This window comes from Blautia wexlerae DSM 19850, from assembly GCF_025148125.1.
In the GTDB taxonomy this organism is placed as follows: Bacteria; Bacillota; Clostridia; order Lachnospirales; family Lachnospiraceae; genus Blautia_A; species Blautia_A wexlerae.
Genome location: NZ_CP102267.1, coordinates 3,978,827 through 4,000,566 on the forward strand (window position 1 = coordinate 3,978,827; position 21,740 = coordinate 4,000,566).

Annotated in this window: 15 protein-coding genes; 1 reads left to right on the forward strand and 14 read right to left on the reverse strand. The window is 40.9% G+C overall.

The window, feature by feature from the left end:
• Window positions 1-57 precede the first annotated feature (57 nt).
• From NQ550_RS18415 to NQ550_RS18480, 14 genes are all read right to left on the reverse strand, one after another.
• Window positions 58-915, reverse strand: coding sequence for a class I SAM-dependent methyltransferase (locus tag NQ550_RS18415; protein WP_025577767.1), 858 nt, complete (start codon window positions 913-915; stop codon window positions 58-60).
• Window positions 916-1,593: 678 nt separating this feature from the next.
• Entirely contained in the window at window positions 1,594-2,616 is a 1,023-nt protein-coding gene (locus tag NQ550_RS18420; RefSeq protein WP_008705029.1) for an ABC transporter permease subunit, read from the reverse strand.
• Window positions 2,616-3,671, reverse strand: a complete 1,056-nt coding sequence (locus tag NQ550_RS18425; RefSeq protein ID WP_008705030.1) for an ABC transporter permease — start codon at window positions 3,669-3,671, stop codon at window positions 2,616-2,618. Before NQ550_RS18425 ends, NQ550_RS18420 begins: the two co-directional genes overlap by 1 nt.
• Window positions 3,671-5,191 carry a sugar ABC transporter ATP-binding protein gene (locus NQ550_RS18430; RefSeq protein WP_025577764.1) on the reverse strand — a complete coding sequence of 507 codons (1,521 nt, stop codon included), beginning with the start codon at window positions 5,189-5,191 and terminating at the stop codon, window positions 3,671-3,673. The genes NQ550_RS18425 and NQ550_RS18430 overlap by 1 nt, the downstream gene beginning before the upstream one ends.
• A 189-nt stretch (window positions 5,192-5,380) precedes the next feature.
• Entirely contained in the window at window positions 5,381-6,439 is a 1,059-nt protein-coding gene (locus NQ550_RS18435) for an ABC transporter substrate-binding protein (protein WP_008705032.1), read from the reverse strand.
• Window positions 6,440-6,842: 403 nt separating this feature from the next.
• Window positions 6,843-8,294: a sensor histidine kinase gene (locus NQ550_RS18440; RefSeq protein WP_025577762.1), complete on the reverse strand. Its 1,452-nt coding sequence runs from the start codon at window positions 8,292-8,294 to the stop codon at window positions 6,843-6,845.
• A gap of 3 nt (window positions 8,295-8,297) precedes the next feature.
• Window positions 8,298-9,944 carry a response regulator gene (locus NQ550_RS18445; RefSeq protein ID WP_025577760.1) on the reverse strand — a complete coding sequence of 549 codons (1,647 nt, stop codon included), beginning with the start codon at window positions 9,942-9,944 and terminating at the stop codon, window positions 8,298-8,300.
• A gap of 511 nt (window positions 9,945-10,455) precedes the next feature.
• The gene (locus tag NQ550_RS18450) at window positions 10,456-11,805 is read right to left on the reverse strand and encodes a radical SAM/SPASM domain-containing protein (RefSeq protein WP_008705038.1); all 1,350 of its coding nucleotides are present in this window, start codon (window positions 11,803-11,805) and stop codon (window positions 10,456-10,458) included.
• 73 nt (window positions 11,806-11,878) lie between these two features.
• Complete coding sequence (locus NQ550_RS18455) at window positions 11,879-12,460, reverse strand: HdeD family acid-resistance protein (protein WP_008705039.1); 582 nt, start codon at window positions 12,458-12,460, stop codon at window positions 11,879-11,881.
• 255 nt (window positions 12,461-12,715) lie between these two features.
• Complete coding sequence (locus NQ550_RS18460) at window positions 12,716-13,273, reverse strand: TetR/AcrR family transcriptional regulator C-terminal domain-containing protein (protein WP_022381285.1); 558 nt, start codon at window positions 13,271-13,273, stop codon at window positions 12,716-12,718.
• A 197-nt stretch (window positions 13,274-13,470) separates the two neighbouring features.
• On the reverse strand, window positions 13,471-16,236 hold the full coding sequence (locus tag NQ550_RS18465; RefSeq protein WP_025577757.1) for a glycoside hydrolase family 3 protein: 2,766 nt from the start codon (window positions 16,234-16,236) through the stop codon (window positions 13,471-13,473).
• Window positions 16,237-16,398: 162 nt separating this feature from the next.
• Entirely contained in the window at window positions 16,399-17,289 is an 891-nt protein-coding gene (locus NQ550_RS18470; protein ID WP_008705044.1) for a carbohydrate ABC transporter permease, read from the reverse strand.
• 10 nt (window positions 17,290-17,299) lie between these two features.
• Complete coding sequence (locus NQ550_RS18475) at window positions 17,300-18,205, reverse strand: ABC transporter permease (protein ID WP_025577755.1); 906 nt, start codon at window positions 18,203-18,205, stop codon at window positions 17,300-17,302.
• 62 nt (window positions 18,206-18,267) lie between these two features.
• Window positions 18,268-19,746: an ABC transporter substrate-binding protein gene (locus NQ550_RS18480; protein ID WP_008705054.1), complete on the reverse strand. Its 1,479-nt coding sequence runs from the start codon at window positions 19,744-19,746 to the stop codon at window positions 18,268-18,270.
• Window positions 19,747-20,001: 255 nt separating this feature from the next.
• On the opposite strand from NQ550_RS18480, the gene NQ550_RS18485 reads away from it, so the two are divergent.
• Window positions 20,002-21,735, forward strand: coding sequence for a sensor histidine kinase (locus tag NQ550_RS18485; protein WP_025577753.1), 1,734 nt, complete (start codon window positions 20,002-20,004; stop codon window positions 21,733-21,735).
• The last annotated feature ends 5 nt before the right edge of the window (window positions 21,736-21,740 follow it).

Genomic DNA, 21,740 nt, shown 5'->3' on the forward strand with positions numbered 1-21,740 from the left:
TTAACTGATTCGGCTAAAAAGCAGTTTTCCGTCAATGACAAACAAAAGGAAACCTTTCTACGCCTCCCATCTTCCAGAAGCACCACATGGAAGAACCAGTCCGTTAGAGCTTACCGGAAGCCCGATCTCCTGAGAGTCCACATGCCCGCCGAACTTTTTCAATTCAGTAGACAACATATAAGTAAGAACTGCAGGTGCCAGACCTGTTGTATAGGAATTGATCAGGAAAAACAGAGGCTCATCACTGAGAATCTTTGTACACAGCTTAATCAGGTCATGGATACAATCCTCAATCTTCCAGATCTCCCCCTTCGGTCCACGTCCATAAGAAGGCGGATCCATAATGATCGCATCATAATGATTCCCTCTGCGAATCTCACGCTCAACAAACTTCACACAGTCATCCACCAGCCAGCGGATCAGAGCATCTCCCAGACCGGAAGCAACCGCATTCTCCTTTGCCCAGGTAACCATACCCTTAGAAGCATCCACATGAGTAACAGAAGCCCCCGCTGCCGCTGCTGCCAGGGTCGCACCACCTGTATATGCAAAAAGATTCAACACCTTCACCGGACGTCCCGCATTGCGGATCTTATTGCCAAACCAGTCCCAATTCACCGCCTGTTCCGGAAAAAGCCCGGTATGCTTAAAACTAAATGGTTTCAAATTAAAGGTAAGTCCCTTATAATGAATATCCCACTGCTCGGGCAGATCAAAAAACTCCCATTCACCGCCGCCCTTCTTACTTCTGTGATAATGCCCGTTCATATGCTTCCAGCCCTTATTCACCTTCGGCGTATCCCATATAACCTGCGGATCCGGCCTCACCAGAAGATAATCCCCCCAACGCTCCAGCTTCTCCCCACAGGAAGTATCAATAACCTCATAATCTTTCCATCCATCTGCGATCCACATCGTATCATAATCCTCCTAAAATAAACGCATAATAAGTTACGATTGTACTACATATCCAACCATTAGTAAAGCCACATTTCTCACATAATTTCAATAATATCAAGATCAAAATCCCCTTTAACCTTAACATCATTCATTGCTTAAAGTATAAAATAAAACTCCCCCCATGGCAAGCAAACCATCATAATTCACAGTTATAAACAAATAAAGCATTACTGTTCACTCCGTTCTCAATAACACGCTTCGCAGGATATTACTAGCGAACAATAATAATAAAGTATCGATACTCACGTTCAAGTTAATAACATCATCCTCTTCGCAACCTGCCCATACCCCAATATCTTCTCCACAGTTTATCAGAAATTTACTTGCTTCGCTCTAAATCGTTGCCAGTACCCAGCGCGAAACAGCATCTCTCTGTGGGTGAATCTGGAGGGGGCTTAGTAACTCTTAGGCGGAGAAAATCCGCGTTATGAAGAAAAACAGCAACCTGTCTGAGCGAAGTCGGAGGCGGAGCGAGTTTTGCGTTTTTCTTCATGCTTTTAGCGGATTTTCTCCACCTTAGGGTTACTTAGCCCCCGGAACTGAACCCACAGAGAGATGCTGTTTCGCGCGTCCCTCTACAAAAAAACAAGCCAAGACTCCCAAAAGTCTCAGCTTGTTTCATAATACAACCACTTATTTCGCTTTCTTCTTCATAGAAGCCACAACAGACTGAATAACAATAAAGAAACAAAGCAACGCAGAAAGAATAATTCTTGTCCACCAGCTTGACAAAGTACCCTGAGTAGTAATCAAACTGGAAATCGTACCCTTAATCAACACACCAAACAAAGTACCAATCGGAGTACCAACACCACCTGAAAGAAGCGTACCACCAATAACCGCTGATGAAATTGCATCCATCTCAAGACCCTTTGCCTGCTCAACGAAACCTGCACAACTGTTCAAACAGAACAGGAAGCCACCAAGGCCTGCAAGAAAACCATCCAGAACATAAGCATTAAAAATAGTTTTCTTAACATTCAGACCCATCATTAATGCACTCTGACGGCTACCGCCGATCGCATAAAGCTTACGTCCAAACTTACGATATTTCAGAAGAACCGCGATCAGAATTACAACAATCAGAGCAATCACAACTGTCGGCGGAATATAAGCCGGAATAAATTTACCCTTCTTACTGGTTGAACCAAAAGGCATATAGAAACGGTAATTTGCCCATTTCAGGAATAACTCATTCTTGATAGAAATCATATCAGTACTGATGATAGCTGTCAGACCACGTCCGAAGAACATACCTGCCAGAGTAACGATGAATGGCTGGATATCCAGATAAGCTACCAGAAATCCCTGAACAATACCAAAAGCAACACCAATAAGCAGTGCAACTAAAACTGCTGCATATGCGTTCACACCTTTGTTCTCCATAAGGTCTGCAAGAACCATACATACAAGTGCAGTAACAGAACCTACGGAAATATCAATACCACCGGTGATCATAACGATTGTAAGACCACACGCAATAACCAGAAGACCCGCATTAGATACAAACAGGTTCAGAAACATCTGAGGTTTTGCAAAACCTTTATCAGCAAAAACAATCATACCTGCAACATACATTACTACAAATAATGCGATTGTGATCAGAAGCAGGAAGCCATTTCCCGTTATTTTCTTTTTCTGTACATTTGCTTTCATTACTTCTGACCTCCTTCTGCTGCCACACTTCTTTTAGCCTTTAAGTTGGCAATATATTTCTTAAATACATCACTCTGCAGTGTAACGATGATAACAACTACGATTGCCTTATAAACAGGAAGCTGGTCTGCTTTTACGTTCATCGCATAGAGTGTTGTGGTCAGAGCCTGAATAGTGTAGGCACCGATTACGGAACCGATCAGGCTGAATTTACCACCACCAAGGAAGTTTCCGCCAAGCGCAACTGCAAGGATGGCATCCATTTCCAAGTTAAGACCAATGTTGTTTGCATCTGCAGAGTAGATACGGCTGGATGCCACAATACCGGCAATACCAGCCAGTACACCACAGATAACATAGGTAAGGAATTTAATCATCGTAGAATTTAATCCCACAAGACGAGCTGCCTTTCCATTGATACCAACACTTTCAATGTAAAGCCCAAGAGCAGTCTTCTTCAAAATCAGGTACACAATAACAACTGTAATGATTGCAAAGAAAATAGGTGTAGGAATCGGGCATTTTCCAATATATCCACCAGCCATCTTAAAGGAATCCACACGAATATAAGTAATCTGTCCGTTTGTGATCAGCTGAGCAATACCACGACCGGCTGTGTAAAGGATCAGAGTTGCAACCATTGGCTGAATATTCAGCTTGGAAACCAGAAATCCATTAAATGCACCACATAATGCAGATGCAAGAAGTGCTGCGATAACAGCCAGGATCACAGGATTCTGGTAATCATTTACAGAAACCTGTCCGCCGGAAAGAATCTGACAGCAGACAGCCGCTGCAACTGCCATGATCGCACCAACACTGATATCCTGTCCACCGGAAGCTGCTGTTACCAGTGTCATACCGATTGCAAGGATAACCAACTCTGAAGCACGGTTAATAACATCAACAATGTAACCATAGAGTACACCGTTTCGGATTGATACATTAAAGAAATCCGGTGTTCTGATCACATTCAGCAAAAGTACTGCAATCAGACACACAATAGGAAGAAACAGACGTGCACTTGTTATTTTCTTTAATTTACTCTTATTCATTATTTATCGTCACCTCCGGCAATAGCTTTCATAACTCCGCTCTGGGAAAGTTCATCCTCTTCCAGCTCCCCTACCTTCTGGCCATCACGAAGAACTGCCATACGGGAGCAGGTGCGGAGCATTTCCTCAACCTCTGAGGAGATAAATGTAACTGCCATTCCCTGATCCGCAAGATCAAGAACCAGTTTCTGAATCTCTGTCTTAGTACCGATATCAATACCTCTGGTCGGCTCATCCAGAATCAGATAATCCGGATTAGTCAGAAGCCATCTTCCAAGGATAACCTTCTGCTGGTTACCACCGGACAGACTCTTAATCGGGGTTTCACGACTTGCTGTCTTAATCTGCAGTAATTTAATATACTTATCAGCAGCATCCTCCATTTCTTTCTTGCTTAATGGATGGAACATACCGCGTTTAGCCTGGAGCGCTATAATAATATTTTCTCTTACAGAAAGATCTGCAATAATACCTTCTGCCTTTCTGTCTTCTGGAAGATATGCCATACCAAGTTTCATGGCATCCAGCGGAGTATTGATCTTTACTTCTTTTCCCTTTACTTTTAAAGTTCCTGTATCAGCTTTATCCGCCCCATAAATTGCACGAACCAATTCAGAACGTCCGGAACCCAGAAGTCCGGTAAGACCAATAACCTCACCTTTATTGATGGTAATATCAAACGGTTTGATCGTTCCCTTATGAGATAATCCTTTTGCCTCGATTACAGGTTCTGCATCTGTGATTCTCTTGTCTTTATGATCGCCTTTAATATCTGCAAGATCATCAAAATCCTTACCCATCATCTTGGCAACCAGCATTACTCTCGGAAGATCTTTCGTCTCATATTCCCCAACAAGTTCACCATTACGAAGAACTGTAATCCTGTCGCAGACTGCATATACCTGCTCAAGGAAATGCGTAACAAAGATAATACCTACACCTTCGTCACGAAGTCTTCTCATAAGTACAAACAGCTTTTCAACTTCATCATCATCCAGTGAAGATGTCGGTTCATCGAGAATCAGTACCTGGCACTTCATGTCCACTGCACGGGCAATTGCGATCATCTGCTGAATCGCAATGGAACATTCCTCCAGCATCTGTGTTGGCGGCACATGAATGTCCAGGCTCTCAAGAAGTTTTCCTGAGCGCTCATTCATCTGCTTCCAATCTATCATTCCCATCTTTCTCGGTTCTCTGCCAATAAAAAGGTTCTCAGCTACAGTCAGGTTGGGACAAAGGTTTACTTCCTGATATACTGTACTGATACCATTTGCCTGAGCTTCCTGAGGTGAGTGGTTAATAATGGCATTACTGTTTCCAGCCATATGAATCGTTCCACTTTCAAATTCATGTACACCGGTCAACACCTTGATCAGTGTTGATTTACCTGCACCATTCTCCCCCATCAGTGCGTGGATTTCACCTTTTCGAAGGGTAAAGTCCACATGGGAAAGGGCACGGACTCCTGTAAAGTTTTTGCTTATATCATGCATTTCCAATACTACATTTTGTTCCATATTCTTTCCACCTGCTTTCTATACTGGTTTACCCCTCATTTACTGAAAAGCTTCAGCAAAGCGGGTATCTGTAAATCATTTCGGCATAAAGAGAGCGTGATTCATAAATCCGGGTTTCTCCGAATTATGAACCACGCTCCGGATTGTTTATATTTCTTCTATTACACGTCTATTATATGTTGTCAAAAATTAGTATGCACGTCCGTCAATAATTTCCTGTGTGATAGGTGTTACGTCATATTCGCCCTCTTCATCAAGACTGTTTACAGCTTTAACTTTATCAACTGTATCATCTGTAGCAAAGATTTCTTCATCTACATAGTTCAGTTTTTCAACTTCTTCACCAGCTTCAAGAGCTTTGATCAGTTCTTCTGCACGTGGTCCGTGTAATGGGTTACACTCAACATCGCATGCGATCTTGCCGGCCAATGTATCTGTTAAACCAGCATTTGTTGTATCAAAAGACATAACCATGATTTCACCGTTTGCGATATCAGATCCTACTGTTTTACCAGCTGCTTCGATAGCATCGATAGCACCGAATGCTTCGTTATCGTTCTCGCAGTATACAACATTAATATTGTCATACTGTTTCAGCATGGACTCCATAACTTCCTGTCCTTTAGCCTGTGTGAATTCACCGGACTGCTGAGCAAGTAAGTTCCATCCATAGTTGTCAACACCTTCTTCAAGGCCTTTAGAACGTCCAATCTGAGCTGTAGATCCGATTGTACCCTGGATATCAACGATGTTAACATCTTTTGCATCGATTCCCTTAGCTGTTGTGTATGCATTCAGCCATTCAGCTGCTTTTCTTCCTTCGAGTAAGGAGTCAGTTCCGATCCATGTTGTATATAAGCTGTCATCAGATACATCAACCATACGGTCTACGATGATTACAGGAATATCAGCATCTTTAGCTTCCTGGAGAACTGTATCCCAACCTGTCTCTGTTACAGGAGCTAAAAGAATGTAATCAACTTCCTGCTGGATGAAGTTACGGATTGCTGTTAACTGGTTTTCCTGTTTCTGCTGTGCATCGTCGAAGATTAATTCATATCCGTTCTCTTCGCTGAATGTGGATTTCATGGATTCTGTATTAGCTGTACGCCAGTCAGATTCAGCACCTACCTGTGAGAAACCAACTGTGATTGTGTCGTCCGCTGCTGCTACACCCACTGCCGGAACAACGCTCATACCGCATACCATTGTTGCTGTTAATAAAGCTGACACGATTTTTTTCTTCATTTTGTAAATCCTCCCGATTCATTTAAGATGTCTTTATTATAGTAAAAATCCAGGAAAATTCCATAGAATATTTTCCGCAAAAAGTTTATTCTTCTATCATATTTTGTTCATAATTTATACAAAGTTTATTTTTTTATTGCGGAAGTTGGATTTTTTATTGTGCATTATAAATACAGAAATAAATTATCAACTTTCTTTTATATTCACTTTGCACAATTCAGCATTAGTCGACATAATTCATACATTCCATTATTTGGCAGACCTTCGTAAGTCTCTATCAGCAGGCCATAAAACTGTTATTGGATATGAATAAACAATAAAATAATTGACTTTATCCACCTGAATACATAACAAAAGCTGCATATCTGTTAAGATTCTTAACTTCATGCAGCTTTTTCTTTGTTTATCTTGAATTGTTATCCAGGTTAATTTTTTTCGCCATATACACTTCCATAACCGTACCTTCTCCCTCTGTAGAAGAAATCTTCAGTCCATAACCCGGACCATAATAAAGTGCAATTCTCTCTGACACCGCAGCAAGTCCGAACCCGGCACGTTCACCGGTGCGGATGGCTTCCTGTACTTCATAAAGACGTTCCGGTGTCATTCCCTGACCATTGTCAGTCACTCTCAGCATCATATCATCTCCCAGATTGAATCCTTCAATAAGAATCTTACCTTTTCCACGCTTATTCTTAATTCCATGATAAAGAGCATTCTCCGCTAACGGCTGCAAAGTAAGCTTCGGCACCATCACTTCATCCAGTTCCGGCGGAATATTAATCTCAAATTCCATAATATCCCTGTATCTTGACTGCTGAATCTCCAGATAACTCAATGTGTGGCGTTTCTCTTCCGACAGCGGAATGATATCCTTCCCCTTCGAAAGCGAAGTGCGGAAAAAAACAGACAGACTTGTGATCATATCCACTGCATCCTGCTGCATACCACCCTCCACCAGCCACACAATAGTGTCCAGTGTATTATACAGAAAATGCGGATTTACCTGTGCCTGGATCAGCTGCAGCTCCGTCATATGCTGTACCTCCTGCTCCTTACGCACATTCTCAAGAAGCCCTTCAATCCTTCCTGCCATCTTTCTGGTACCGGCATCAAGCTCCTGGATTTCAACACTGTCGGCAGATACTACATTAATAGTTTTGTACTCTCCTTTTCCAACCTTCTTAATATTATGGAGAATTTCAGAAATCGGTTTGGTAATGCTGTATGTCAGACGGAAAGAACGCCGCAACAGAATAGCCGTAGCAACCAAAATCGCCGCACACATAGTGATGATCGTCAGACGTACATTTCCAGCCAGTTGAGACTCTATCTGCACCAGTTCCGTCGCCTCCTGATAAATATAATTCTGCATTTCTTTCTCAAAGAGCGTGGTCAGGATTTCTGTATTATTTGCCACAAATTCCTGTCGTTCCTGATAATTCTTTATCTCAAGAAGCTGATTCATCCGTTTCTTAAGATTCTCCAGATAGTTAGTCAGATATTTCAGAGAACGCAGGCTTTCCTTCTTTGATGTGGTTTTCTTCAGACTCTCCACAGTACTGATTGCCTTGTCTACCTGCTCTGTCGGCAGCCCGTCCTTACCTTTTCGCCCGATAGTCACATAATAGATATCCATATCCACTTCATCTTTAAAGCTCATATCATTATTGGAATTTCTATAGTTTGCATTATATTCCGAACTCACCGCCAGATTATTAGACAACTGATTATATTCATTTGTATAATGCCAGAAAAAAACAAGAAGCACTATGATCAGAATTGTCATAGGGATCATAGTGCTCAGAAGCATCCACTTCATCTTTGTTTCCAGCTTCTCCTGTTTCTGCTTCATGAATCAGACTTCTCCTCTCGTCTTACGATACTCACTCGGAGTCATTCCCTGAGTTTTCTTAAAAAGATAGCTGAAGTAATGCGCATCCTTATATCCCACTTCCCCTGCAATCTCACTGGAACGTTTGGAAGTACAGCGAAGCAGCTCCTTTGCCTTGTCCATGCGAAGCGAAGTCAGATACTCAATAAATGTCTGTCCCATATTCTGACTGAAAAGCGCGCTGAAATGATTGGCACTCACATTCGCCGCATGCGCCACTCTATTCAGAGAAATCTCTTCATCCATATAATGTCCATCTATAAAATCTATTGCCTGCTTCAACACACTTCTGTTCTGACTGCCTGCATTTTCATCACGGATTGCAATGGCCCGTTTCAAGACTTCCTCTGCATATGCAACAGAAGCTTCTGTAGACTGGCTTGTCTTCTTCACAACATCATCTGTCTCTTCTCTGGACAATTCCGTATCATCATATCCAATTTTCTTAAGAAATGACAGTACAGAAAAACGCACATTCAAAACCACATAATTACGGAACACCAGTGATTTCATCGGTTCCCTGCCAATAGCATGGAAATAATCATGGACAAAACTGTCTACTTCATCTTCCAGACCACTGCTTAAAAATTTCTGAAGGATTTCCGGATTCAGGGCATTGATATTCACATTCTTAAGCTGAACAGCTTCTGTTTTTGAAGTATCTGCTGAATTCTCCTTTACCTGCTCAAGCATATTGTAATAAAGAATATGCCCGTCATACAGATAACGGAATGCATAAGTTCTTGCAGCCGTGTGATAACTCTGCTTAATTCTGCTCAGACGGTCTGCCTCCTCGCCGACTGCCACAAACCAGTCCACATTTGCTCTGGTTTCTTCCATGATCTTCTGAATTGTTTCCACACATTCGCATGTATTCTTCTTTATCGTATCTCGCTGCCCCTTGACCAGAATCGCATAACTGAACACCTGATGTCTGAAAAGCATCGCAACCGGATGACTGAGGAAATAATTCTCAATCTTCTTATGTACTTCTGCCTCCCAGTCTGAATATCCTTCCGACGAATTACAACTGCTGTCTGAAGCATCCGGTGTAAAAATCAGAATATTATAAGCCTCTGCCACAATATCAAGATTCAAACGATCTGCTCTCCGATAAATCTCTTCCAGATCAAAGTCCGCTCTCACCAGAGATTCAAAGAAATCACGGCTCGCATTCCTCTCATACTCCTGCATCTCCAGTTTGAATTTCTCATAATATTCCTTCTGCGTCTTCTCATGTTCATAACGATTATGAATCTCCTCCAAACGCTCAATAAATGCATTCTTAGTAATTGGTTTCAGCAGATAATCCTCCACACCAATATTGATTGCCTGCTTCGCATAGTTAAAGTCATCATAGCCACTAAGAATCACAATCTTAATGTCCGGCAACTCCTTCTTCACCAATTTACATAACGTTAGGCCATCCATAAACGGCATCTTAATATCAGTGATCAGAAGATCCGGTTTGCTCTTTAATATCAACGGCAGCGCCATCTCCCCATCAGATGCTTCTCCTGCCAGTTCAAACCCATACTGCTCCCAGGGAATCATCTTCTTAATCATCTCCCTGATCACAACTTCATCCTCTACTAAAAAAGTTTTTAACATCCCTACTCACTCTCTCATACTAAAAAATCTACAGCAATCCTCTTAAATACATTATTTACGAGAACTTCTACATATCCATCATACAGGTTAACACCATAACTTTAATACATGTCGCACACTCAGGCAAGTTATTTTTTAACAATAAAATGCTTCACACACTTCCTTCCACAATCAATCAACAGCGCGAAACAGCATCTCTCTGTGGGTGAATCTGGAGGGGGCTTAGTAACTCTTAGGCGGAGAAAATCCGCGTTATGAAGAAAAGCAGCAACCTGTCTGAGCGAAGTTTGCAACGGAGCGAGTTTTGCGTTTTTCTTCATGCTTTTAGCGGATTTTCTCCACCTTAGAGTTACTTAGCCCCCGGAACTGAACCCACAGAGAGATGCTGTTTCGCGCGTCCCCTTATTCAAAGACGAGAAAGTTCCCCATCCGGACAGGGGATGACCGGACAGGGAACTTTCTCTGATAACTTTGGCTAAATTTTGAGTTAATATTTTTTCTTATTATTAAGTTACTTATTTTTTACAGGAAATAATTCCTCTGCTTTCGGTGCCCAATGCTCTGCATAAGCATCACACTTCGCACAGAGATGCTCCACAGACTCCGGTGATTGCAAATCTGTAGACTTCGCACCGGATTCTTCAACCATCTTACGAAGCTTCTGCGGATTCTCAAGCATCGGGCATGGACGAAGCATATTTTCATTAAACGGCTGACCATCATGATATGCCATGAAAATCGGACTCTTCAATGCTTCCAGCAGAGTATTTTCATAAATATTTGCATTAGAATAATGGATAAATACACATGGGTCTACATCACCATTCGCATTGATATGAAGGTAACGTCTTCCTCCTGCAATACATCCTCCTACATACTGCGCATCATTCTGGAAATCCATTCCAAAAATAGCTTTTGTAGAACGGTACTCTCTGATCTTGTGATACATCTTCTCACGCTGCTGTGGATTCGGCATTAATTCTACTACAGCGTCATTGCCTGTCGGCATATAATGGAAGAACCATACGAATAACGCACCACAGTCAATAATGTGATCAAAAAATTCCTCGCTGCTTACACTGTCCACATTTGCAGAAGTATAACAGGTAGATACACCAAACGGAAGTTTATGAGCTTTCAGAAGTTCCATTGCATGCATAACTTTCTGATATACACCTTCTCCACGACGTCCGTCGTTTGCTTCCTCAGAACCTTCCAGGCTGATTGCCGGAACAAAGTTCTTAACACGAAGCATTTCCTGGCAGAATTCTTCGTCGATCAGTGTACCATTTGTAAAGGAAAGGAACTCGCAGTCCGGATATTTCTCGCAGATACGCATCAGGTCTTTCTTACGTACCAGCGGTTCACCACCTGTATATATGTACATATAAGTTCCCATTTTTCTGCCCTGCTCTACAATAGAACAGATGGTGTCAAAATCAAGATTCAATTTGTGACCATACTCTGCTGCCCAGCATCCTGTACAGTGCAGATTACAGGCACTTGTAGGATCAAGAAGGATTGCCCATGGAACATTACAGTTGTTCTCTTCTGCTGTTTCTTCCTGAAGTGCACTTCCCTTTAAGCTGGCATTGATAATAAAGTTTGTAAAGAATGCTTCACGTACTCCTGGATCCAGCTCATAAATCCTCAGGATCAGTTTATACCAGTTGCTGTCCTTATTCTGGATTGCATTACGGATTGCATTTCTCTGTGACTCATACCAGCCATCCGGTACAAATTTATCTACAAGTTCCATCAGTTTCGGTATATTTACTTCCGGGTCCTTCTCCAGATAACCCAGACCTGTCTTAACTGCTGCTGCAAGTGCAGCCTGTTTTGCTTTGTCCATTAATTTCATGTGATTGCTCCTCCTTGTTGTGATGTGATATATATATAAACACCTGTGTATCAGGTATATTTTTATTATTTTATCAATATTCATCCATATCTATGATATCCTGTTTCTGGTTTTTAATAATTTTTACAGTGTAAATCGCCACACAAAGATTCAGAATTCCCTCAAACAGAACCGAAACACCAACCAGGATCATCATGATCTCTGCTGCCTCAAACGGCCTTATCAAAAGTAAAAATCCCAGAACACCGGTCAGAATCGCTACCAGGAGAATCCTCCACCAGAGATTCAGCCCGAATTTCTTTGCATCTATCGACATCTGAATTTTAAATAATGCATCCGCAAGAATCAGAAGTCCAAAGATTCCAAAGATCAGATTCACCACTACGTTCCTGCGTACTATAATAATAATTCCTACTGCTGCCAGCAGCACTCCAAAGGCAAGATCAAACTGAAATGCCAGACAATAGATATCTCTGGAAAAATATCCCAGAATCTTTATCAATCCGTATACAATAAGCATAATCCCTACTGCTGTACAGAAAACTGCCATCGAACAATCCGGCCAGATAATCAGACAGGCACCCAGAACCATAAATAATACAGACATAATAATATAACCATTCTTGGCTAATTTTAACTGCTTCAGTGCATCCATCCTATTGCTCCTCCCTTCTGAAATATACCCGAACCTGTGACTGTCAGGCTCTTGTTTTCATCTCTTTATGGCTGCTATTATAGCTGTGATTTTTTTAACAATAAATAGACAAAAAAAAGCCCATGTCCAAAAAACAGACATAAGCTTAATTTTGTATAATATGAAAATTAAAGGAATTACCTATAACGCTTCTCTCAGATAATACATTTAAGAGAATTGCTATAATAAATATCAGGAACAACAGGTATTTTCACTCTATTCTGATCTGTTCAATACCGCATGTAGCTCCGGGTGCTTTTCAAAAAGCCGGGAAGCCTGACGCATTTCTTCTCCAAAATCAGATTTCAGATTATTATCCAGCCACTCCATCAGAAATCCCATAAACAGACACTTATAATATTGAATCAGAATCCGGATTTCTCCCTCATCAAGATCAAACTGATCTGCATTTTTCCGAAAATATTCCATAATAATATAGTTGGAAATCTCATTCATATAAAAAAGGAACGTATCTTTTTTCACTGATCTGTAAACATTAAACATAACCTTTCTGTTATTTCTCACCAGATCTGCCATTTCTTCCATACATTCCAGAATAGAGGCTCTGTCCTGTGGGTGTTCCAGAATCTCATCCCACTTCTTTTTCAAAATAAACTCCACTACATCCGGAATATCCTTAAAATGATAATAAAAAGTATTTCTGTTTACACCACATCGTTCCACGATATCCTTCACCGTAATCTTAGACATGGGCTTTTCATCCAGCAATTCTGTAAAAGTCTTTGCAATAATTTCCTTTGTAAAACCTGACATATTATCTTTTCCTCATCACTCTTAACACTGTTCTAATCATCAGTAACACTTTTCCTCTGAACAGCCCGCTCCGCATTAAAAAAGTCCACAGATAACCACTTTTATAAAGCAATTATCACTCATCTTTCGCAGGTTCTGAGTATTTTCATAATTATGCCATAAAGAATATAGTTTTGCAAGCGTTCCTAAAATTGGTCTTACCTATTCGGAATCAGCACAATTTCTTTAATTTCAAGATTATCCGCACTATAATAAAATTTGATATAGTGATTATGACTAAATCCCATATTCAGGATGCGGCTTTCTTCTACCCATTTTCCATTGGTCCCCTGTACTGAAACAGTCATCTTATGAATATTATCCAAAAATACAGAAACCGGAAGCTGAGCCAGCTCACCAAGATCAGATTTCAAAGTAAACTTCATTGTGAAATCACCCATGAACTCATTAGTCACAGCAATCACATCTGCCTTTCCCTTTGCAGGATGTAATAATGCACCGTCAATTACAATTTTCTGTGTCACCGAATCACTTTCAATACTTACCAGACTTCCGGCATCCACATCGTCCTCTTCCTTTGTATTCATAGCCTCCAGTTCTTCTTTACATATTCTGTCTGTCAACAATAAAACAGAAGGACTTTTTAACAGAAATCCCAGGATATTGGCTGCATTCCTCTGCAATTCTCCCACAGTAATTTTTCCTGCATGAAGCATTTCCTCCACATCGTCATTCTCCGGATTGGACTTCGCATCACTCACTACCATATAAATATCATTCTGGGCAGCTACCATAGGAGCTTTCGCAGTTACCTCTGCCTGATGACCCTCATAATTGGACTTCGCCCACCAGTCAGTCATGACAATACCCTGAAATCCCCACTCTTTTCTCAGAATGGTTGTACACAGATCATAGCTACCTGCAGTCCAGAGCCCATTTACACTTCCATAAGTAGTCATTACAGAACGTGCACCCCCCTCCTTTACTGCAATCTCAAATCCCTTCAGATAGATTTCTCTCAGACATCTCTCAGACATAACAGAATCAGAAGTACTTCGTCCCACTTCCTGATTATTTCCACAGAAATGCTTAATCGTACTTCCAATTCCGGATTTAGCCATTGCCTTCACCTGAGCCGCACAAATTCTTCCTGTGAGAAGCGGATCCTCAGAAATATATTCAAAATTTCGACCATTCAGTGGATTCCTGTGAATATTCATACCTGGTCCCAGCAGGGAATCAATCTTATTTAGTCGAAGTTCCCTCCCTGTCATTTCATACAGCTCACCCACAAGCTCCGTATTAAAAGTACAGCCCAGCAAAGTTCCATTTGGCAGAGAAAACGCTTTCGTACCGCAATCCATACGAATCCCTGACGGCCCATCCGCGCAGCATCCCACCGGGATTCCAAGAGCCTTCAAAGACTCTGTCACACCGCCAAATGCAGCTGCAGTTCCAGCAGTGACCTTTGGACTGCACATTCCTTCACCGCGGAACATGGCAATCAGATCCGCCTCACTGATCTGTGCCACAAACTCATCCATAGAAACTTTTTTATCCAGTACATCTGCCAGCTTATAGCCTTTATCTCCCGTATACTCCAGAGTCTTCGGCATTCTTTCCTCTCTGCGTTTATGTGGATCTGCTGTGCGGACAGGAACCTCTTCTGTTACTGCCTGATAAGTTCCATCCGCTCTCAGAACGGCTTTCATTCTCCGGAATTTCTCAATCGGTGCATATGCCTCCTGTAACTGTTCTATTACACGTAATTCTTCTTTGTAAATTCCTGCTGATTTCGCACTTCTTACATCACTGCCTGCAAAAATTTCATAAGTTCCCTCTTCCAGAACATAACAGGATTTGTGTCCTGTCACTCCACTGTCATCATAAGAGGCCATATCATATTTGGGAATGATGATAACAAGTTCTTCTTTTTCACCCGGTGCCAGTTCCCGGGTTTTTGCAAATCCGATCAGCTTTCTTGCCGGATTTCCAAGTTTACCCTGCGGTGCTTTTACATAAACCTGTACAACCTCTTTGCCCCTCACATCACCGATATTGGTAACCGTCGCAGCCACTGTGAGTTCATCCTCAGTATTCTTAAAAATCTCCGCCTTTGTCTCAAAATTCGTATAGGACAAACCATATCCAAACGGATACAGCACCTTATCCTTCGCAAATGTCTCAAAATAACGATAACCCACATAAATATCTTCCTTATAATAATTCTTATATGGATCACCAAAATTCTCCGTAGACGGATAATACTCAATCCTCTCAGCAATGGTATCTGTCAGCTTCCCACATGCACACACTTTACCGGTCAGCACATCAGCCACACCATTGCCACCTTCCTGACCACCCTGCCATGCATACAGCACAGCCTGAGGATGATATTTCTCCACCCAACTCATATCAATAATATTTCCAACATTCAGCACCACAACTGTGCACTTACTCACCTCACAGACCCGGCAGATCAAATCCTCCTCCGTCTCCGTCAGACAATAGCTTCCCGGATTCGTATTATTATCCTGATCTTCACCTGCAGTTCTTCCTATAATAATAAGCGAAACATCGTTGCTACGTGCGCAGTCCAGCATTTCCTCTGTAACTTCCATCTCTTTCTGAGACCATGGAACACGACCCCATCCCTGACCTTCATCATAAGGATTCTCTTTAATCCAGTTTGCATAAATACCCAGCAGTTTCTCATCCAGTTGAATCTCTTTACACTCCTTCAGCGCATCCAGAATTCCCACTACATATCTCGTATTCACCAGACCGCCGGAACCAAGTCCGCTTTTATAATAATGAAATGCCATGCGGCCAAAAACAGCCACACTCTCTCCCTCTCTCAAAGGAAGTGCCTGCTTCTCATTCTCCAGAAGTACACATCCCTCTGCGGCTGCCTGTCTCGCCAGTGTTGCATATTTCTCTAAATCCAATTTATAATCGTTCATGTTTTATCCTTTCTTTCTGAGAACAACATCTCTCAAGCGATGCAATGATCGTTCCGACCGTTTTTCCCCAATACTTTCTATTCCCCATCTTATCAGAAAAAATCTTTGCTGAAAACACTAAATATTTACAGGAAAATAATCCACCTTTCCTTCAAAACATCTTCAGCCTTTTACGGCACCAAGCGCGATACCTTTGGTAAAATATCTCTGTAAAAACGGATACAGGCATAAAATCGGTAGCATTGCAACAAACGCTATTGCCATTCTGACAGATGCAGATGGAATATCTGCAATTGCAACAGTTGACGCACCAGAAGCATTCTGTGTCAGTGCTGTCAAATCTGAAATCATCTTATTCAGAAGGTTCTGAATGCCATATAACTTCGTATCTCTAATATAGTACAGACCATTTGTCCAGTCATTCCAGTATCCTAATCCGGAAAGCAGACCCATGGCAATAAGAATGGGTTTACCCAGTGGCAATACAATTTTGAAAAAAATCTGGAATTGACTTGCACCGTCAATCTGAGCTGCTTCAAAAAGTGCATCCGGAATACTGGTTGCAAAGAATGTACGAATCAGCATAACATTCATGGCACTCATCAGAAGTCCCGGCACAATATATGCAAGCAGTGTGTTATTGATATGGAAAATTCCTGTATACATGAGATATGTAGGAACCAGTCCACCATTAAATAACATTGTAAAAAATATGTAGAAATTCAGGATTCTTTTTCCTGGAAGATTTTTCAGGGAAAGCGGATACGCCAACAATGCAGACATTGCCACATTAATACTGGTTCCTATTACAGTGACCAGTATTGTAATTCCATATGCCCTGAATACATTTGCAGCATTATCCCAGATAAACTTATAGGCATGAATACTGAACTCTTTTGGAAAAAAGGAATATCCATCTCTAACCAGAGCACTTTCAGAGGTAATAGATGACATAAATAACAAGATAAACGGCAATACAATACAGATTGTAACCAGTATCATGACCGTATGTGCCAATCGTTCAAATCTTTTTGCACTTTTGCTTCTAACCATTTTTTACCTCCTAGAACATTGCATTTTCAGGGCTTAATTTGCGCACAACCACATTTGCCAGCAGTACACAGGCAAATCCGACAATGGACTGATAAAAGCCTGCCGCTGAAGCCATTCCGATATTTCCGGACTGAAGCAGTGCCCTGTATACATAAGTATCGATTACATTGGTGGTATCATAAAGCTGACCGGAATTTTGTGTAACCTGATAGAATAATCCAAAATCAGAATAGAAAATTCTTCCAATGTTTAACAGTGTCAAAGTGATTACAGACGGCATGATCGATGGAAGTGTAATGTATCGGATCTGTTTCCACTTTGAAGCTCCATCCAGTTCTGCAGCCTCATAAAAAGAAGGATCAATTCCGGAAATACTGGAAATATAAATCAGGCATCCATATCCTACACCTTTCCATGTATTTACGATAACCAGGATCACAGGCCAATATTTGGATTCTGAATACCAATTAATTGCTTCTTTCCCGAAAAACGGAAGAATTGTCTTATTCAGCATTCCATTGTCCCCACTGAAAAAGGCAAAAGTGATATAACTTACAATTACAATAGACATAAGAAACGGCAGTAAAATTGCACTTTGATAAATTGTTTTGCATGCCTTGCTCCGAATATCACAGATAAAGATGGCAAATGCAATTCCCAGAATCAGGTTGATGATAATAAATACAATATTATAAAGCAACGTATTTCTTGTAATCGTCCACGCATCATTAAACAGATAAGTAAAATTGCTGAGACCGGCCCATGGGCTGCCAAAGATTCCATCTACCACGTTGTAATTTTTGAAAGCAACCACAAGTCCTGCCATCGGCATATAATTATTGATAAAAAGATAAATCAGCCCCGGTGCCATCATCAGATAAAGCGGTGCCCATCTTTTAAATTTTGCTTTTTTCATAAATTTTCCTTTCAATTATCTGGAATATAACAGGGGATGCATAGCGGCATCCCCTGTCTGTGTTATTTATTCTCTTCCAGCCACTTGTCCAGCTGTTCCTGTTTGGTGCTGATCACTTTCTCAATTCCTGCTTTCTTCAGTTCCTCAATAAATTTCGGAAGTGTTTCTTCAGGATCTACTGTACCAGAACCAAGAGCAGCTGCATATTTTGCTTTTACATTACTCAGTGCAGCCAGTTCGTTTGCAACACTTGTAGAATCATAGGTAAATCCGAATGCTTTTGATTTGATTGCACTCTCATTCAGTGCCTTTGTTTCATCCCAGATATCTGGTGAATCACCCTCCCAGATATGCATTTTAAACTGGTCAAATAACTGCCATCCTTCTGCCAGATGATACGTGTTGCTGTCATCTTTTCCATCCGGATAGTTAATGATATTATTTTCAGCATCTACAACTTCGTAATCAACACCTTCTTCCCCCCAGTTCAACAGGTTCAGAATATCTGCATTTCCATATAAATAATCCAGACACTGCATTGTTTTATCTTTATCAGCAGAACTTGAACTGATGCCATAAGTCAGGTAAGAAATTTGTGCAGTGCCAGCCCATGGTTCGGAAATCGGAGCAATCTCCATCTCTGTTCCGCAAAGTAAAGCGGCACGGGTATCATATCCTGGTTTGTTTGGTGCAAGGTAAGAAAAAGCGGCACCTGCTTTTACCTGATTCTCCGCACTCTCTGTTGTGGTTGCAGCATCTTTGGACAAATAACCTTTTTGCTGCCAGTCATACATTGTTTCTACAAACTCTTTATATTCATCTGTCTCATAATAATCTACAACTGTCGTGTCCTGACCATGATCCATCAATACACCAAATCCATCAGTAAGTGTATCATTCATTTCATATTTGGTATCCGGTGTTGCACTGTTATTGCTTGCCATCATGACCATATCTGGATATTTTTCTTTCACAGTTGCATAAACGTCAGTCAAATCTTTATAATCTGTGATAGAAGATACATCAATTCCACACTCATCCAGAATATCTTTTCGCATAATAACAGATGACTGGCAGAACCATTCGCGTCCTGTTGTCACACCGTATACATAATTTCCGATATTTGCTGCTTTCGCAGTATCACCAAGCAGTTCTTTAATATTATTGCCATATTTGTCGATATATTCAGACATGTCAATAACCTGCTTCGCATTCACCATGGAATTAACCTGTTCCACCAGGATTGGTACAATGTCCATCTTTTCTCCACCGGATAGAATCAGCTTCATTGTTTCCGCATAGGCACCCCAGCTGATCGGTTCGATATCGAGTTCCATATTGATATCTTTCTTCATAATCTCATTGATTTTCTTCTCGATGCGATCTGTATCTTCCTCCTTATCTCCAATATAAGCCATTGTAACTGTATAAGTCTCATCAGAAGAATCTTTAGCCTCTTTTGAACCGGAATCACCACAGGCAGTCAGCCCCATAGAAGCCAGTACCATAGCCATTCCCGCTGCAATCACTTTCTTATTCATCCTTTTACCTCAATTCTTTTCCTTTTTAATTTTTTTTGATGTATACATCTCTCTGTCTGATGTTTCTCATTATACAGATTTTCCAGTATTTTAATAGTAAAATAACGACCTCACACTTTCCGAAATCCGATTTCTTTTTTCATAGCTTGTCTCTTTTGTTGTATCAAAAGGTCGGAATATTGTTATCTTTTTATCGGATTTTTGTTATAATTGTTTTCATCATAATGATTTTATAATATTTCAGGAGGTATTTATATGTATTCCAGACATCGTGTTGCCGGATACTCCATTGATCATGTCATAAAATTTTTGTTTTTTCTGCTGGTTCCGGTTGTAATCCTGGATATCATGATCAGCTGTTTTGTCATTTTTTCCATGCGTTCCCAAAGTATTCAGTCCCTGCAAGATACAACATCCCTTTATGCTTCGCAAATCGACACCGCACATATTTCCATCAATCGCTATTTAATCCGGCTCCTGACTGAAAATGACGATGCAGATACTCTGTTGGAAACACAGGACAAACTGGAATTCATTTCATCCGCAGAACGAGTTCATAATAATATTGATATTTTTCTGGAATCTTTTGAAAAAGGATATCAGATTTTTCTATATAATTCAGAGAATGAACGGATGTATCGTCCTACAGAAATTTTTCAGACACTTACTCAGAATCAGCTCGTACTGCTGAACAAGCATCTGATCCAAAAAATAACTGCGCCCAAAACAAGTTTCTACACGGATGCCTGGGAAGTACTAATGCTCGGAAAGAACGTATATTTTTACAAATCCTTTCATACAGGCTCCCACTACGCCTGCTGTTTTATTCCTGCTGACAATATCATTCAGCCACTAAAAAACATAATTAAAGAAAAAGACGGTTTCATTTCTCTTACCTCGCAAAACGGAACCGTACTTACTAATAAAGAACTGCTGAAGCAACACCATATTGAATTTTCAAGAAAAAGCAATTCCGATTCTTACGAGACCTATAATAAGGGAAATAATCTGATTATCAGCGGTGCTCTGATTATGGGTGCTTTTTATCCTCAGATTATTCTCAGCAAATTCAGGGCTTATGAAAAAATAATCCTGCTTCAGTTTATTCTTGCACTGGCAGTCCTTCTGGTCGCAGTTATCCTGTTTACTTCCATTTTCTATATGAAGAAACACGTTCTGACTCCGATCAAACTCTTTTTAGAAAATCTGGCACATCTGGATGATTCTGCAGAAACCATCAATTTAAAAGACACCAATCTTCTCGAACTTGAGCAGGCGAACTCCCAGTTCAAAAATCTGATGCGCCAGATCAAAAAACTGAAAATTGACATTTACGAAAAAGAACTGGAAAAACAAAAAACAATGATGAATTATCTTCAGCTACAGATACGTCCTCACTTTTTTCTGAACTGTCTGAATACCATTTACAGTATGGCACAGACGCAGCTTTACGAAGAGATCATGAAAATGTCTATGATTACTTCCAACTATTTTCGATATATTTTCCAGAACACCCAGGATCTTGTTCCTGTAAAAAATGAACTGGAACATATAAAAAATTATATGGAAATCCAAAAGATGCGTTACGGAGATACGTTCTCCTATGAAATTCACGCAGAAGAAGGTACAGAAAACATACGAATCCCACCAATTCTGATCCAGACCTTTATAGAAAACGCCATCAAACACTCCAATACTTTTGATGAACCCATAATCATACGCACAGACATCGCCTGGATGACTGCCGGCGGAAATTCACATGAAAATATTCAGATTCAGGTCATGGACACTGGATGCGGATTCTCGGAAGACATCCTGCAATCCCTAAATTCTGCTATTCCTCTGGAACCTCAAAATGGTCACCGTATTGGAATTACCAATGCCATCCAACGTCTGAATCTGCTGTACGGTCAGGGAGAAGCGGTCATTACTTTCTCAAACCTCCCATCTGGGGGTGCCTGCGTAACCATCCTTCTCCCTGCAGTCTGATCCAA